This is a genomic window from Pseudomonas sp. SMSB3, from assembly GCF_052041965.1.
Taxonomy (GTDB): domain Bacteria; phylum Pseudomonadota; class Gammaproteobacteria; order Pseudomonadales; family Pseudomonadaceae; genus Aquipseudomonas.
In genome coordinates, this window is record NZ_JBKGGV010000003.1 from 263,565 (window position 1) to 278,556 (window position 14,992).

15 protein-coding genes are annotated in these 14,992 nt (G+C 60.5%); 7 read left to right on the top strand and 8 right to left on the bottom strand.

Annotation, left to right across the window (positions count from 1 at the left end; translation table 11 throughout):
• Positions 1 to 115 precede the first annotated feature (115 nt).
• Positions 116 to 967, top strand: a complete 852-nt coding sequence (locus ACLEJW_RS07155; RefSeq protein ID WP_145184499.1) for a Tim44 domain-containing protein — start codon at positions 116 to 118, stop codon at positions 965 to 967.
• A 114-nt stretch (positions 968 to 1,081) separates the two neighbouring features.
• Positions 1,082 to 1,489 carry an SMI1/KNR4 family protein gene (locus ACLEJW_RS07160; RefSeq protein ID WP_313295082.1) on the top strand — a complete coding sequence of 136 codons (408 nt, stop codon included), beginning with the start codon at positions 1,082 to 1,084 and terminating at the stop codon, positions 1,487 to 1,489.
• 57 nt (positions 1,490 to 1,546) lie between these two features.
• Here ACLEJW_RS07160 and ACLEJW_RS07165 read toward each other — a convergent pair whose 3' ends face one another.
• Positions 1,547 to 3,307, bottom strand: coding sequence for a cation:proton antiporter (locus tag ACLEJW_RS07165; RefSeq protein WP_440777289.1), 1,761 nt, complete (start codon positions 3,305 to 3,307; stop codon positions 1,547 to 1,549).
• Positions 3,308 to 3,640: 333 nt separating this feature from the next.
• On the opposite strand from ACLEJW_RS07165, the gene ACLEJW_RS07170 reads away from it, so the two are divergent.
• Positions 3,641 to 4,126 carry an acyl-CoA thioesterase gene (locus ACLEJW_RS07170; protein ID WP_145184510.1) on the top strand — a complete coding sequence of 162 codons (486 nt, stop codon included), beginning with the start codon at positions 3,641 to 3,643 and terminating at the stop codon, positions 4,124 to 4,126.
• Here the strand turns inward: ACLEJW_RS07170 and pdxY are convergent.
• Complete coding sequence (pdxY, locus tag ACLEJW_RS07175) at positions 4,123 to 4,995, bottom strand: pyridoxal kinase PdxY (protein ID WP_440777290.1); 873 nt, start codon at positions 4,993 to 4,995, stop codon at positions 4,123 to 4,125. The two genes, ACLEJW_RS07170 and pdxY, sit on opposite strands and share 4 nt — an antisense overlap.
• Before the next feature lie 120 nt (positions 4,996 to 5,115).
• Between pdxY and ACLEJW_RS07180 the strand changes: the two genes are divergently transcribed.
• Entirely contained in the window at positions 5,116 to 5,508 is a 393-nt protein-coding gene (locus ACLEJW_RS07180) for a DUF3301 domain-containing protein (RefSeq protein WP_145184516.1), read from the top strand.
• Positions 5,509 to 5,535: 27 nt separating this feature from the next.
• Here the strand turns inward: ACLEJW_RS07180 and ACLEJW_RS07185 are convergent, their stop codons facing one another.
• From ACLEJW_RS07185 to zigA, 3 genes are read right to left on the bottom strand one after another with little or no spacing between them, the layout of a single operon-like run.
• Positions 5,536 to 6,507, bottom strand: a complete 972-nt coding sequence (locus ACLEJW_RS07185; protein ID WP_440777291.1) for a CobW family GTP-binding protein — start codon at positions 6,505 to 6,507, stop codon at positions 5,536 to 5,538.
• Between the two features lie 35 nt (positions 6,508 to 6,542).
• The gene (locus ACLEJW_RS07190) at positions 6,543 to 7,169 is read right to left on the bottom strand and encodes a DUF1826 domain-containing protein (protein WP_145184521.1); all 627 of its coding nucleotides are present in this window, start codon (positions 7,167 to 7,169) and stop codon (positions 6,543 to 6,545) included.
• Positions 7,166 to 8,374, bottom strand: a complete 1,209-nt coding sequence (zigA, locus tag ACLEJW_RS07195; RefSeq protein ID WP_440777292.1) for a zinc metallochaperone GTPase ZigA — start codon at positions 8,372 to 8,374, stop codon at positions 7,166 to 7,168. Before zigA ends, ACLEJW_RS07190 begins: the two co-directional genes overlap by 4 nt.
• Positions 8,375 to 8,491: 117 nt before the next feature.
• Between zigA and ACLEJW_RS07200 the strand changes: the two genes are divergently transcribed.
• Positions 8,492 to 8,857: a glutamine synthetase gene (locus ACLEJW_RS07200; protein WP_440777293.1), complete on the top strand. Its 366-nt coding sequence runs from the start codon at positions 8,492 to 8,494 to the stop codon at positions 8,855 to 8,857.
• Between the two features lie 77 nt (positions 8,858 to 8,934).
• Here ACLEJW_RS07200 and ACLEJW_RS07205 read toward each other — a convergent pair whose 3' ends face one another.
• Positions 8,935 to 9,462: a DUF3617 domain-containing protein gene (locus ACLEJW_RS07205; RefSeq protein WP_145184525.1), complete on the bottom strand. Its 528-nt coding sequence runs from the start codon at positions 9,460 to 9,462 to the stop codon at positions 8,935 to 8,937.
• A gap of 131 nt (positions 9,463 to 9,593) precedes the next feature.
• On the opposite strand from ACLEJW_RS07205, the gene cls reads away from it, so the two are divergent.
• On the top strand, positions 9,594 to 11,033 hold the full coding sequence (gene cls, locus ACLEJW_RS07210) for a cardiolipin synthase (protein WP_145184527.1): 1,440 nt from the start codon (positions 9,594 to 9,596) through the stop codon (positions 11,031 to 11,033).
• Between the two features lie 36 nt (positions 11,034 to 11,069).
• Here the strand turns inward: cls and cfaB are convergent, their stop codons facing one another.
• Positions 11,070 to 12,254, bottom strand: a complete 1,185-nt coding sequence (gene cfaB / locus ACLEJW_RS07215) for a C17 cyclopropane fatty acid synthase CfaB (protein WP_145184529.1) — start codon at positions 12,252 to 12,254, stop codon at positions 11,070 to 11,072.
• 354 nt (positions 12,255 to 12,608) lie between these two features.
• Here cfaB and ACLEJW_RS07220 point away from each other — a divergent pair, with 354 nt between their 5' ends.
• Positions 12,609 to 13,532, top strand: a complete 924-nt coding sequence (locus ACLEJW_RS07220) for a LysR family transcriptional regulator (protein WP_440777294.1) — start codon at positions 12,609 to 12,611, stop codon at positions 13,530 to 13,532.
• 6 nt (positions 13,533 to 13,538) lie between these two features.
• Here the strand turns inward: ACLEJW_RS07220 and ACLEJW_RS07225 are convergent, their stop codons facing one another.
• Complete coding sequence (locus tag ACLEJW_RS07225; RefSeq protein WP_145184534.1) at positions 13,539 to 14,837, bottom strand: MFS transporter; 1,299 nt, start codon at positions 14,835 to 14,837, stop codon at positions 13,539 to 13,541.
• Between the last annotated feature and the right edge of the window lie 155 nt (positions 14,838 to 14,992).

Below are 14,992 nucleotides of genomic sequence, written 5' to 3' on the forward strand. Positions count from 1 at the left end.
TGGCAGGCGCCTGGTAATATCAGGCAAAAGCTCGAAACATCTTGCCACTGGCTATGTGCACAGGAACCTGTGCACCATGACGCGCGTGCAATCCACAACAGGGGAAATCCCATTTATGCAACGTTTTCTTAGCATCGCACTGGCGCTCTGCGTTGGCCTGACGCTGAGCCTGGACGCCAACGCCAAGCGCTTTGGCGGCGGCAAGAGCTCTGGCTCCGCGCCTATCCATCAGACCCGCCAGGCTACGCCAACCACGCCTGCAGCCGCGCCAACCGCGCCTGGCCGCGCTCCGGCCGCCGCCAGCGGTGCTTCGCGCTGGCTTGGCCCGCTGGCCGGCCTCGCCGCAGGTGGCCTGCTGGCGTCCATGTTCATGGGTGACGGCTTCGAGGGCCTGCAGATCATGGACTTCCTGATCGTCGGGCTGATCGCCTTCCTGGTGTTCCGCTTCATCGCCGCCCGTCGCCGCCAGCAGCAGCCGCAAATGGCCGCGCCCGGCCACGCGCCATTCCAGCGTGAAGCGCACGGTCAGCCAGCTCAATCGTCGATCTTTGGTGGTTCCGCCGCGCCTGCTGCCGCCGCCCCGGTGATCAACGCCCCGGCGTGGTTCAACGAGCAGAGCTTCCTGGCCGCTGCCCGTAGCCACTTCCAGTCGCTGCAGCAGCACTGGGATGCCAACGAGATGGACAAGATCGCCGAGTTCGTCACTCCGCAGATGCTTGAATTCCTCAAGCGCGAGCGTGCTGACCTGGGTGATGGCTTCCAGTCCACCTACATCGACGACCTCGATGTGCAGCTCGACGGTGTGGATGATCGCGCCGACCGCACTGACGCGACCCTGACCTTCCGTGGTGTATCGAAGACCTCGCGCTTCGACCAGGGCGAGCCGTTCAGCGAAAGCTGGCACATGGTGCGTGCCCAGGGCGACAACCAACCTTGGCTGGTTGCCGGTATCCGTCAAAACGGCTAACCGCTCTGCGGCGCACAAGAAACCCCGGGCCTTCCCGGGGTTTTTTGCTTTTGCCAGAGTGCGCTACTAGGGTATAACGCGCAGCGTTGTCATAAAGGTCAGAGGATGTGAACCGTGGAAGAAGTGATCGAACAACTCCGTGAAGCCAACGAACCCGTGCCTGTTCCGTTGGAGCTTCCCGACGAAGATGATCTGGTCGAAATCGAAGAACAACTGTTCATCAATATCCCGTTCGTGTTCAAGGAGTTTCTCCTGACCGTCAGCGACGTGGTGTACGGCTCGCTGGAGCCGGTGACGGTCACCGATCCGCAGTCGCATACCTATTTGCCCGATGTTGCCGCCAACGCCTGGGATGCAGGTGTACCGCGTGACCTGATTCCGCTGTGCGCCTCTGACGAAGGCTACTACTGCGTCGAAGAGGACGGCACCGTGGTGCTGTGGTCCAGCGAGGAAGAGATCGTCACCGAAGAAAGCTGGGAATCGGTGTGGCACTGGGCGCGGGATGTGTGGCTGGAGAGCTGACAGCGGCTCAGTGTGCAGCGCCCTCTTCGCCAGGTCGTTGGCGAAGAGGGCGCGCCGTCAGTGGGAATGATCGCGGTTGTTTTCCAGGGTTTCCAACAAGGCGATCTGCATCTTGGAATGCACGCGAATGAACCAACGCCACAGCACGGCGACCACTACAGCAGCAACCACGGCGATGATCAGCAACAGCTCGTTGGTCGGCAGAATGCTCGCGGAAAGCGCCGACAACAGCAGGAAAATCACCAGCAGCGACAACAGCGGAATCACCTCGGCAATCACTCGCCGAACACGCTGGGTATGCCGCCCGGCCACGTCGGGCTTGACCCCCATCTCGGCCAGCAGCATCGACAGTGCCTTGAGCTTGCGGTAGGCGGCAATCAGGAAGGGTAATGACAGCAACAGCGCTGCGCCCCAGATCAGCGCCTTCTGCTGGCTGACGTCGGTGACCCATTCACTGAGCCAGCTGCCGATGCGCGCCGCGAAATATCCGCCGCTGAAGAAGATCGCGATCACCAGTGCCAGGTTGACCCCCACTTGCAGCAGGATACGGCGAATCATGGCGGCGAGCATGGCACCTTCGCCCTGGGGCTGGATGCTGCGTAACCACTCGCCATACAGCGACAGGACCCGGGACAAGCGTTGTGGCATGACCTTGCCCAGTTTTTGCGACAGCGGATCGGCCGCCCGAATCAGGTAGGGCGTCAGCAGCGTGGTGATCGCCGAAACCGCCACCGCCACCGGGTAGAGAAAGTCGCTGGTGACCTGCAAGGTCATGCCCAGCGCGGCGATGATGAACGAGAATTCGCCGATCTGCGAAAGCCCCATGCCCACCCGCAGCGACGTGCGGCCGTCGTTGCCGGCAATCAATGCGCCCATGCCGCACGAGAGTATCTTGCCCAGCACCACCGCCAAGGTAATGACCACAATTGGCCAGGCGTAGTCGATCAGCACCTGAGGATCGATCATCAGGCCGATCGCGACGAAGAAGATGGCGCTGAACAGATCGCGGACCGGCTCGATCAGCCGCTCGATCTTCAGCAGTTGGCGCGACTCGGCCATGATCGCGCCGATGAGGAAGGCGCCGAGCACCATGCTGTATTCGAGCTTGACCACCAGCAGGCAGAAGCCGAAGCAAAGCCCGAGCACGGTAATCAGCAGCATCTCGTTGCTGTCGAATTTCGCCACGTAGGCCAACAACCGCGGCACCAGCAGAATGCCGATGACCAGGGCCACGATCATGAACAGCGATAGCTTGCCCACCGTCGAGAACACCTCGCCGGAGCTGACCGAGCCGCTGACGGCGATACCGGACAGCAGGGCAATGATGCCGATGCCGAGGATGTCTTCGACGATCAGCACGCCGAAGATCAGCTGGGCGAAGCGCTCGTTCTTCATCTTCAGGTCGTTGAGCGCCTTGACGATGATGGTGGTCGAGGAAATCGCCAGGATCGCGCCGAGGAACAGCGAGTCCATGGTGCTCCAACCGAACCAGCGGCCGATCTCGAAACCGATCCAGATCATCAGGACGATTTCCAGAAAGGCTGCAATGAAAGCCGTGGCGCCGACCTTGAACAACTTGCGCAGGCTGAACTCCAGGCCCAGGCAGAACATCAGGAAGATCACCCCCAGCTCAGCGAGGGTCTTGATGGTGTCTTCGTCGTGGATCAGGCCGAACGGCGGCGTGTGAGGGCCAATGATGAAACCGGCAACTATGTAGCCGAGCACCACGGGTTGCTTGAGGCGATGAAACACGATCGTCACCACGCCGGCGACGAGCATGATGACCGCCAGGTCCTGGATGAAGCTGATGGCATGCATGGCGCGAGACTCCTTTTCGACTTAGCCGGATGCACCGGGCAGACCGCCCCGCTGCCGAGGCAGGGCCAAGCCAGCAGCAAGTACACACTGTATTGAATGCAGGAAAGCCCATGTTGCATGGGCGTAGTCAGGTTAACATCGCACCCCGCTGCAAACGGCTGGTGCAATATGTAGAAACAGATCGGCCGAACAGCCGTCGTTGCTGGCATGATCGGCGTGACGAACGCGCCGTGTGCCGCGTCTTTTCGTACACAGGCAATCATTTCGCAAGGGGAAACAAAAGTGTCCGCAGATACCCGCCCCGATTCAGCGCAACCAAACCGTGAGCACCCTATGGAACCTGGAAACGCCCAGCTGAGCATGACCGTCCTGATGACCCCGGACATGGCCAACTTTTCTGGCAACGTACACGGTGGCACCCTGCTCAAGTACCTGGACGAAGTGGCCTATGCGTGCGCCAGCCGCTACGCCGGCAGCTACGTGGTCACGCTGTCGGTCGACCAGGTGATTTTCCGCGAGCCTGTGCACGTCGGTGAACTGGTGACGTTCCTGGCATCGGTCAACTACACCGGCAACACCTCCATGGAGGTCGGCATCAAGGTGGTGACCGAAAATATTCGCGAGCGCTCGGTGCGTCACTCCAACAGCTGCTTCTTCACCATGGTCGCGGTCGACGACAACCGCCGGCCCGTGCCCGTACCACCGCGCCAGCCGCAGTCCAGCGAAGAGAAGCGTCGTTTCCTGCAAGGCCAGCAGCGCCGCCAGATCCGCCAGGAGCTGGAAAAACGCTATCAGGACTTGAAGACCGACGCAGGCTAGTGCGCCAGGCGCTGCGCCTCGAAGCGTACCCGCGGGTGGGCAATGCGATCCTGAGCCCGCACCAGTTGCAGTTCGTAGCTGGCGCAGGCCTGGGTTTCCAGCAGCACCTCATGCACGGCCGAGGCGGTGAATTCGAACGCCTGCAGCCAGCTGTCGCCCAGCAGCACGCGCGCCAGGAACAGGCCTGAAGTCAGATCCCCCACCCCCACCGGCTGCCGCGGGAACGCCAGCAGCGGACGACGCAGATGCCAGCTGCCCTCGCGGGTCACCAACAGCATCTCGAAGGCGTCCGCCTCGCGGCCGGGATAGGCCAAGTGCTTGACCAGCACCACCTGCGGGCCGTGTTTCAGCAGGCTGCGAGCCATATCAGCGCAGTCCTCCAGCGACTGCGCCTGACGCCGGCAGAAGCTATCGAGTTCAAGCTGATTGGGGCAGAGGATATCGGCCTTGGCAACGGCTTCCTGCAACAGGAAATCACTCACCTCCTGCGGCACGATGCAGCCCTTTTGCGCATGGCCCATCACCGGATCGCACAGGTAAAGGGCTTTCGGGTTGACCGCCTTGATCCGTTCGACCCCAGCCAGAATCGCCCTGCCCTGCTCGGCGCTACCCAGGTAGCCCGAAAGCACTGCATCACAGTTGCCCAGTTCGCCGATGTTGCAAATGCCTTCTACCAACGCAGGAATTTGCGCTGGCGCAAGCACTTCTCCCGCCCACTGGCCATACTGAGTGTGGTTGGAGAACTGCACCGTATTGAGCGGCCACACGTTCACCCCGATACGCTGCATGGGGAACACCGCAGCACTGTTTCCGGCGTGGCCGAACACCACGTGGGACTGGATGGCGAGCAGATGCGGGGTACGTTTCATGCGGGAATTTTCCAAAGCGGTTTGAAAGACTGTGCGTCGCGCAGTATGAACTCGATTGCCACCTGTACGACAGGCCAGGGACGCAGTTAAGCTGGTTCGACTTGTTTGGAGCATACGTAAATGTTGACCCTGGAGAACCTCTTCGTGTTGATGGTGGTGGCCACCGCAGGCGCGTGGCTATGGCACAACCACGGGCTGCGCGAGAAGGCCCTCGAGCGCGTCAAACAGCACTGCGCGAAGCTCGACCTCGAATTGCTCGATGACGCCGTTGCGCTCAAGCGGATCGCGTTCGTGCGCGATGCCAGCGGCAAGAAGCGACTGGCGCGGATCTACGCTTTTGAATTCACGGTCACCGGCGAACAGCGTCACCCAGGCACCGTGACCCAGTTCGGCGCTCACAGCGTGCAGATCGAACTTGCACCCTATCCGTTCGAGATCAAGACACCGCCGCGCACGGACAACGTCATCGAGATGCAACAGTGGCGTCAGGAGCACAACCGCTGGCATAACTGACTGGCTGCGGTCAGGGCGCCGGGGCAGTCATCTGCTCAAGCAGCCGGCGATCGCGGCCATCAGCGGCGCCTGCGGCTGGGCTCGCTCGAAGATCAGCTCGATGCGCGAATCGCAGCGCCAGTCGGACTCCAGCCACTGCGGCAGCTCACCCGCCAGTCCGTTGAATGACTGCCAGCCATCCGTGCTGTGGATAACGCCCTTGGCCCGCCGCCACGGCAGGGTGGCAAGCACAGCACGCAAGCGGCTGGGGTCAAACCGCTGGCTTGGATGAAAACGCCAACCGGCACTCCAACCACCCGCTCCATCCCCAACAAAGAAAAACGGCGTAGCGGGATCTATCCACAGGGGTGACGGGGCTGTGGGCAAGTCTCCGTCAGCATGATCGTCCACAACCGTGAGGCGATTTGCCGTTGTGGGCAAGTTGGGCAGGGACTCGGCCCGAAGCCCGCCGTGCTGGGTCCAAACCCTGTGGACAGAATTAAACTGTTTATTTATCAACAACTTATCATATTCATCCACAAGCTCTGCTTTATTCAGGACGACCAGCCCCGCAACGTCGAGCGCTTGCGCCTGAGCTACGGGTAACTTTTCGCTCCGAGCCAGACTGTGTGCATCGAGCACCATCACCAGCGGCTGTACTGCCAGCACGCCGACCCAGGGCGTTTGCCCAAGCTGCCTGAGCACTTGCACAGGATGGCCAAGCCCCGAAGGTTCGATGAACAGCCGGTGAGGCTTGGCACGGCGCAGAAGACGCCCCAAGCCGACCTGGAAAGGCGCGCCATTCACGCAGCACACGCAACCACCCGCCACCTCGCCTATAGCGATGCCGTCACGGTCTTGAGCCAGCAGCGCGGCATCGAGCCCTACTTGGCCGAATTCATTGACCAATACCGCCCAGCGCTCCTGAGGCGGGCGCTGGGCGAGCAGGTGGCGGATCACGGTAGTTTTACCCGCTCCTAGCGGTCCAGCGATGACATGGGTTGGAATGTTCTGGAGCATGTGGGTCTTCAAGGGCAAATGACCACTATGCGCCCTCAGGCCAACCAGTCAAGGCTAAGCAGTAGTCTGCGCTGGTCGCCTGGCGGCGAGCGGTGGATAAGTCCAGCGCCCTCATTTCCCGCCCATCGTTCGCCTTTGAGAACGGCCACGTCCCCTGTGCGTAACGTCTGGATGTTATCCACAGGGGGCGCTGCATGCTGCAACCCCTGTCGTGCGATGGCACCTTCTTGCAACCACTCACTGCCAGGCCCTGCATAGGTTGTCAGCAACCGCAGGGGTACGTTATCCACATGGAACCTTGGGCACATTGCCCCCTGCAGGACGCGCAGGCGTAGCCCCACGCGGCGTGCGCCGACCAGACAGGTGTAAGCCGATACCAGCCATTGCACATCGGCGACGAAACCAGGGTAACCGTAAAAGTCCGCCGCTTCCTCCAGCAGACCTGGGAGGGACGGCTCTGCATGCTCGTCGACCTCCAGCACACGCTGATCAGCCGCCAGCGCGCCGAGACCTACTGCCAATGCCGCAAAATCTTCAACCTGGGCAGGCAAGCGGCGCTGCCACACTGCCAGGTTAACGCCGTCCTGAAAAATCTCCGTCAGTACCGACGGCGAATCACTCGCTACCTGGCGGATATCCACACCCAATCCAGCCGGCGTCATGCCGCCTCCTCAGCATGCCAAGGCCCGAAAGGATCCGGCAGTCGCAACCAAGCCATGGCGCCCAACGCCATTTCATCGTCGGTGAGCAGGCACGCCTCCAGCTCTGTGGATAACCTGGCGAAGTCGACATTCTGCCCAATGAACACCAGCTCTTGCCGGCAGTCGCCGGTTTCGGCGCTCCAGTGTTTGAGAATGTCTGCCGTGCTCTGCTCATCTTGCGGCCAGTGCTCGCGCGGCACGAATCGCCACCAGCGGCCTGCCAGACCGTGCCGCATCATCCCCCCGGCCTGGGACCAGCTACCGGCCTCCTGGAATTTGCTGGCGAGCCAGAAGAACCCTTTCGAGCGCAGCAACCGCCCATTGCTCCAGTCATTCTGAATGAAGTCGTAGAAGCGTTGCGGGTGCAATGGCCGGCGGGCGACCCAGGTACTGGAGGCGATGCCGTACTCTTCGGTTTCAGGTACATGCTCACCACGCAGCTCTTGCAGCCAGCCGGGCGCCTGGGCGGCTTGTTCGAAGTCGAACAGGCCGGTGTCGAGAATCTGTGACAGCGCCACCTCACCCATCACCATCGGCACGATGTGCGCACGCGCGTTGAGCGTGCGCAGAATCGCCATGAGCTCTTCGCGCTCATGCTGGCTGATCAAGTCGATCTTGCTCAGCAGCAGCACATCAGCGAACTCGACCTGCTCGATCAACAAGTCGCTGATCGAGCGCTCATCATCGTCACCGAGCGTCTCGCCACGGCTGGCCAGGCTGTCGGCGGCCTGATAATCGCGCATGAAGTTGAGGCCATCGACCACCGTCACCATGGTGTCGAGCCTCGCCATGTCTGAGAGGCTTCGACCCTGTTCATCGCGGAAGGTGAAAGTCTCGGCCACCGGGAGCGGCTCCGAGATCCCTGTGGACTCGATCAGCAGATAATCGAAACGACCCGCTTCAGCGAGCCGCGCCACTTCTTCCAGCAAGTCTTCGCGCAAGGTGCAGCAGATGCAGCCATTGCTCATCTCCACCAGTTTTTCTTCGGCGCGATTGAGGCTCACGTTGCGCTGCACTTCACTGGCGTCGATGTTGATTTCGCTCATGTCATTGACGATAACGGCAACGCGCAGGTTATCGCGGTTGCGCAGTACATGATTGAGCAGCGTGCTTTTGCCTGCGCCTAAAAAGCCGGACAGCACGGTGACAGGGAGACGGTTGTTCATGGCCAATCCTCATCGAGCGGACGCATTCGAAACGATGCATTTCATAACGTTATAAAGTAACATTACGATTTCGCCAAGACTCGGTTGTCGGAGAATTTCTTGAGCTCGATGATTTGCATGCGCCTGCTACTGACAGCTCTGCTGAGTGCGCCCTCCATCACATGGGCAACAAGCACCTCGCTATCTCGTTGTACGCGTAGCGCTACGCTATTGGCATGCCACAACGCCAACGGCAGTTTTTACAGCATACAGACGGCAGGCGAGGATTTAGTTCTGCGCGGGTTCGACAGCGCCACTGGCAGACGCTGGGCTCAGACCAACAGTCGATACGGTAGCCTGAGTTTTTACACAGGATTAGCCAGCGATGGTGAGGTTTGGTTCGGATACAGCCGTCGTATCGGCTGGACTACGGTGAACCGTGTATCGAGTTCAAGCGGGCAGCGCTTCGATCTGCACTGCAGTTTGGTAGGTGGCTGTCGGTAACAGTTCAGCGATGTTCCACGTGGAACATGCACTGCAGCACATGTTCCACGCACAGCACATTCAGCCGACGCTGAGCATCAGGTGCGGGGCTTCACCGTGCCGCAGTCATTACCTAGCCAGACGGCCTTGGTGTTCATACTGCCCTGTTGTTGTACCCCAGACGCGTTGAAAGTGCCGTTCACGGTCGTCGTGAATTCCTTGTCGCTAAGGAAGGTCGCCTGTCCGGTACCCTGGGCCTTGGGGCAACTGAATTCGAACTTCCAGACATTGCCGGTGCGGTCAGTGATCTTTTGAGTGCAACCGGACTTGGGATCCTGCAGCGGGATGTCGTTGGTCTGCACCTGCTCTGGTGTCAAGCACGAACGCACTCCGTTACCACCGATGGTAACGCCTTGCTTGGCGAGCATGCCTTCCATCATGGCGCGTTGATCCGGCGGCAGGTTTTTCAACTGGCCGAGCATGAACTGCATGTCAGGTAACGGTTTGCCATCGACCTGCATGTTGCTGGTAGTCAGCTCCCACAGGCCAGGCTGCAACATCTGTGCATGCGCCAAGGGGGCGCTCAGGCCCAAGGCCAGAGCCAACAGTGGCAGACGATTTTTCATGAATGAATGCTCCTCGGAAATACCGGCTCAGCAGCCGGACAGAGGCTTAGACGCCAAATCGGCAATCTGGTTGCAAGGCGCATATGTAACGTGTTTTGTTAGCGATCAGGTTCTCGCCAAGCAGGATGCGTATGGATTATCACAGCCCCTATTTCTTCGGCTATGTACTCGGCCTCGTTCACCTGCTGGGCATCGTAGCCGCGCTGCACGCGGTTTTCACCGTCCGTACCGCTCAGGGCGCGATTGCCTGGGCAATGTCGCTGTTCTTCATTCCATACCTCACGCTCATCCCTTACCTGATTTTTGGCGCGCGATCCTTTTATGCGTACATCCAAGCCAGGCGTCAGGCGAACCAGGAAATGCATGTGGCCATGGCCAACCTGAACTGGCGCCCATGGGTGGAGGAAGCGCTCACTGCCAAAGAGTCGGCCAGCTACGCTGCACTGCGCGCCATGCCGAAGCTGGGGCGGATGCCTTGCCTGGCCAACAATCAGGTCAAGCTGCTGATCAACGGCAGGGATACATTCGCTGCAATTTTCGCTGCCATTGAGCAGGCCCGCGAAGTGGTGCTGGTGCAGTTCTTCATCATTCATGACGACAAACTTGGCTGTGCCCTGCAGCAGTTGCTGCTGCGAAAGGCCGCTGAGGGTGTGCAAGTGTTCGTGCTGTACGACCAGGTGGGTAGCCATGCATTACCAGCAAGCTACAGCCGCGCGCTGCGCAAAGGCGGTGTGCAGATCCATGCGTTCGCCACTCGGCGCGGATGGTTCAACCGCTTTCAGGTCAACTTCCGTAACCACCGCAAGATCGTGGTGGTCGACGGCCTGGTCGGCTTCATCGGTGGCCATAACGTGGGCGATGAATACCTTGGCGAATGTCCACCCCTGGCGCCTTGGCGCGACACCCATGTGCAGATAAGCGGACCGGTACTGGCCTGCCTGCAGGAGTCGTTCGCCGAAGACTGGTACTGGGCCACCCGCCAACTGCCGCCGTTGATCCTGCCCGACACCTACCCGGACAACGGCGTACTCTGCCAGGCACTTGCCAGTGGCCCGGCCGACTCGCAGGAGACCTGCTCACTGTTCTTCATCGAAGCGATCCACTCGGCGAGCAAACGGGTATGGATCACCAGTCCGTATTTCATACCCGACGAAGCCGTGTTCGCAGCCCTGCGCCTGGCCGTACTGCGCGGTGTCGATGTGCGGGTGCTGATTCCGTCGCGCCCAGATCATCGCATCGTGTTCGCGGCCTCCAGTCTGTTCGCCTTCGAGGCGGTCAGGGCCGGTGTGCGCATGTTCCGCTACCAACCAGGCTTCGTGCACCAGAAGGTGGTACTGGTCGATGATGAGGTCAGCGCGATCGGCAGTGCCAACCTGGACAACCGCTCATTCCGGCTGAACTTCGAGATCACCCTGCTCACAGTGGATCGCACGTTCGCCAATCAGGTCCAAGCCATGTTGCTCGACGACTTTGCCCAGTCAAAGGAAATCACCGCGGTAGATACCCTGGATACACACCGGATCCAGCAACTGGGCATGCGCATCGCGCGCCTGATCTCACCCATCCTCTGAACCCGTCAGGGGTCGCTCAGCGACCCCTGGGCTGAGTCAGCGGTACAGATCTTCCCGCGTCCACGGTAGATCGTGGTGGCCATCGGCGTAGGGTTTGACGGCCAGTATCTGGTGCAGGTTGATCCAGCCCTTCTGGAAAGCGTAGGCGCAGCCGGCAAGGTACAGACGCCAAATGCGCAGGGTCTTGTCTGGCACCAGGGCCGCAGCCTTGTGCAACTGGTTTTCCAGATTCTCGCTCCAGTGATGCAGTGTCTTGGCGTAGTGCAAACGCAGGCTCTCGACATCGACCACCTCGAGCCCCGCCTGGCAGATACTGGCGCTGATCATCGAAAGGTGCGGAAGCTCGCCATGGGGGAACACATAACGGTCGATGAACTCACCTGCTCCGCGCCCAACCGGTCGGCCGTCGACGTGCTTGGCGGTGATACCGTGGTTCATCACCACTCCACCCTCGCGTACAGCACCGAACAGCTTCTGACAATACAGGGGCAGATTGGCGTGACCGACGTGCTCGAACATGCCGACGCTGACCACTTTGTCGAAGCGGCCATCCTGGGGCAGGTCACGGTAGTCGAGGATCTGCAGGTCGACCCGATCAGTCAGGCCTTCGGCTTTGACGCGCGCTTGGCCGAGCTTAAGCTGCTCTCTGCTCAGCGTGATGCCGAAGACCTTGGCGCCATATTCGCGCGCAGCAAACCGCGCAAGCCCGCCCCAGCCGCAACCGACATCCAGCAGATACTCCCCGGCATCCAGGCGCAGCTTGCGGCACAGATGGTCGAACTTGTCTTGCTGAGCCTGATCGAGCGTGTTGTCTGGCTCACGGAAATAAGCGCACGAGTAGACCATGTCTCGGTCGAGCCAGAGCTGGTAAAACTCGTTGGAGACATCGTAGTGATAGGAGATTGCCTCAGCGTCGGTGTCTTTGTCGTGGGATTGGCGAAGCGGTGGTCCGTTATCCTCCTCGTGAAGCAACGCCTCACTCAATTCGTCGCAGACCCGAATAGCCTCGCCGATATCGCCTTCGAGCTCCAGTTTGCCCTCTACGAACGCAGCGCCCAATTCGTCCATGCTCGGATGGGTCAGCTGACTGATCAGCTGGGGCTCCTTGACCAGGATGGTCACCTGCGGGCTGGGACCCAGGTCGAACTGGTTGCCGTCCCACAGTTTCAGCCGTAGCGGCAAATGCAGGCTTTGCAGAGCCGGTGGAAGTTGAGCAAGCATGAATACTCCTCCAATCCCTAAATGGCTACCACGTCATGAATATTGATCGTCGCCGCGAAAGCGTAGTTCATCCGTAGGATGTTTCCTGGGTCGACGACCAAGGTCGTAGGTCGGAGGATCAAGTGGCTCGGTTCATTGCATACGACGCGCAGCGCAGCGCCTGATCTTGCGCCGCTTTATGCTTGCTTCAACAAAACATCGCTACGGGTTTTAGATCGGCAAATCCCACAACGGCCCATACAGCCCGCCATCAGCGTGCACGACACGCCATGCAGATCTGCCCGAGCTGGCTCCGCCGGTTGATTCGAAATACCATTGATGCACGCTTTCGATCAAACCAGCGGAGCCCAGCGGGTGAGCATCAATTTCGACCTGAATGACTTGCAGGCCTTCCGCGCAGTCGTCGAGCAAGGCAGCTTCCGCCGCGCCGCCGACAGCATTCGCATCACCCAGTCGGCCCTGAGCCGACGCATTGAAAAGCTCGAGTCGGCGCTTGGGGTCAAGCTGCTGGAGCGCACCACGCGGAAAGTCTCGTTGACCAACGTCGGACGCGCTTTCCTGCCTCAGGTCGAGCGGCTGCTCGATGACCTGGACCTGGCCCTGCTCAGTGTCGGCGACGGCACTACCTTGCGCACCGGCACCCTGACCATCGCCTGCGTTCCCTCCGCTGCCTACTACTTCATGCCCCACGTCATCCGGGTGTTTCATGCTCAGTACCCGAAAGTGCGGATCAATCTGCACGACGCCTCGGCCAACGAAGTCAGTGCAGCGGTCGCTTCAGGTGAGGCGGACTTCGGTCTGAGCTTCGCCGGCAACCTGGCCCCGGAAATCGAATTCAGTGCCTTGCTGGAAGAGTGCTACGTTCTGGTCTGTCGCAACGATCACCCGCTGGCGGGCCAGCGCCAGGTGACCTGGGCGCAGGCCTATGCGCACGACTACATCTCGCTGAACAGGTCATCGGGCAATCGCCTGGTGCTAGACCGGGCTCTGGCGGGTGTCCCAGTCAACAGGGAGAGCGTGTGTGAGGCACGGCATGTCACAACTTTGCTCGGTTTGATCGAAGCCGGCGTGGGCGTGGCCGCGGTGCCGTCCATCGCCCTGCCACCCATGCCGCATCCGCTGTTGGCCAGCGTTGCCTTGGTCGAGCCCAGGGTGACCCGCGCCATGGGCCTGCTCAAGCGCCGTGGCCGCACGCTGACGCCCGCAGCGTTGGAAATGGTGCGGCTGATCGGGGAACTGCCGGGCGTAACGCCGGCAGCGCAGATCAGTGCGCACTGACAGGCGTCAAGCCGGTACCGCGACCCGGTTGGCCAGGCGGCGATACAGCACCCAAGTGGCGACGAAGGCACACAAGCCGGCGAACATCATCCAGTAAGCCGGGGCAGCCTTGTCGCCCGTGGCGTGGATCAACCACGTCGAGATGGCCGGTGTGAAGCCACCGAAAACCGCCGTGGCCAGGCTATAGGCCAGGGAGAAACCTGCTACCCGCACTTCGACCGGCATGATTTCGGTAAGCGCCGGAATCATCGCACCGTTGTACAAGCCATAGAGGAACGAGAACCACAGCAGCACCTCGAGCATGTGACCGAAACTTGGCGACTGGGCCAGGTACGACAACGCCGGGTAAGCGGTGAGAACCGTCATCAGCGACATGGCGCTGAGCAGCGGCTTGCGCCCGAAACGGTCGCTCAAGGCCCCGCCAATGGGCAGCCAGATGAAATTCGACACGCCGACCAGCAGAGTGACGATCAGCGCATCCGCAGTGCTCAGTTGCAGCACGGTCTTGCCGAAGGTGGGGGCGTAGACGGTAATCATGTAGAACGCCGTGGTGGTCATTGCCACCATGAGCATCCCCAGTACGACGACACTGGCATTGCTGTACAAGGTGGCCAACACCGCTTTCATGGTCGGCCGGTGTTTGCGGGCAGCGAACTCTTCGGTTTCCTGCAGGTTGCGGCGCAGCAGAAAAATCATCGGCACGATCAAGCAACCCACACCGAACGGCACCCGCCAGCCCCATTGGGCAATTTCGGCCGCCGACAGCCACTGATTGAGGCCAAAGCCCAGCGCCGCCGCGACGACGATGGCCACCTGCTGACTAGCGGACTGCCAGCTTGCATAGAAGCCTTTGTGCCCAGGGGTGGCCATTTCCGCAAGGTAGACCGACACACCGCCAAGCTCGGCACCCGCCGAGAAACCTTGCAGCAGCCGGCCGAGCAGCACCAGCGCCGGGGCCAGCAGGCCGATGCTGGCGTATCCAGGCACCAGCACGATCAACAACGTGCCGCTGGCCATGATCGCCAGGGTGACGATCAGCCCTTTGCGTCGGCCTACGTCATCAATGTAGGCACCCAGGATCACCGCACCGAGCGGGCGCATCAGGAAGCCTGCGCCGAATACGGCGAAGGTCATCATCAGCGAAGCGAATTCGTTGGACGCAGGGAAGAAGGCGGCAGCGATATGCGTGGCATAGAAGCCAAACAAGAAGAAATCGAACTGTTCAAGGAAGTTACCAGAGGTAACCCTGAACACCATTCCGGCCTTGGATTTACCCTCAGGCACCGAATGTGACGGCAGACTCATGATGCATCTCCAGCGTTTCTTGAAAAATTGTAAGCGCTTGTTACGGAAATGATGGGTGAAATAGGCGACTGAGATAATCGCTGAATTTTCATCAACCGATGCACAAAAGCGATCAGTCCTTGAAGTTGTACATTTTCTGATCAAAGCCAGGGTAA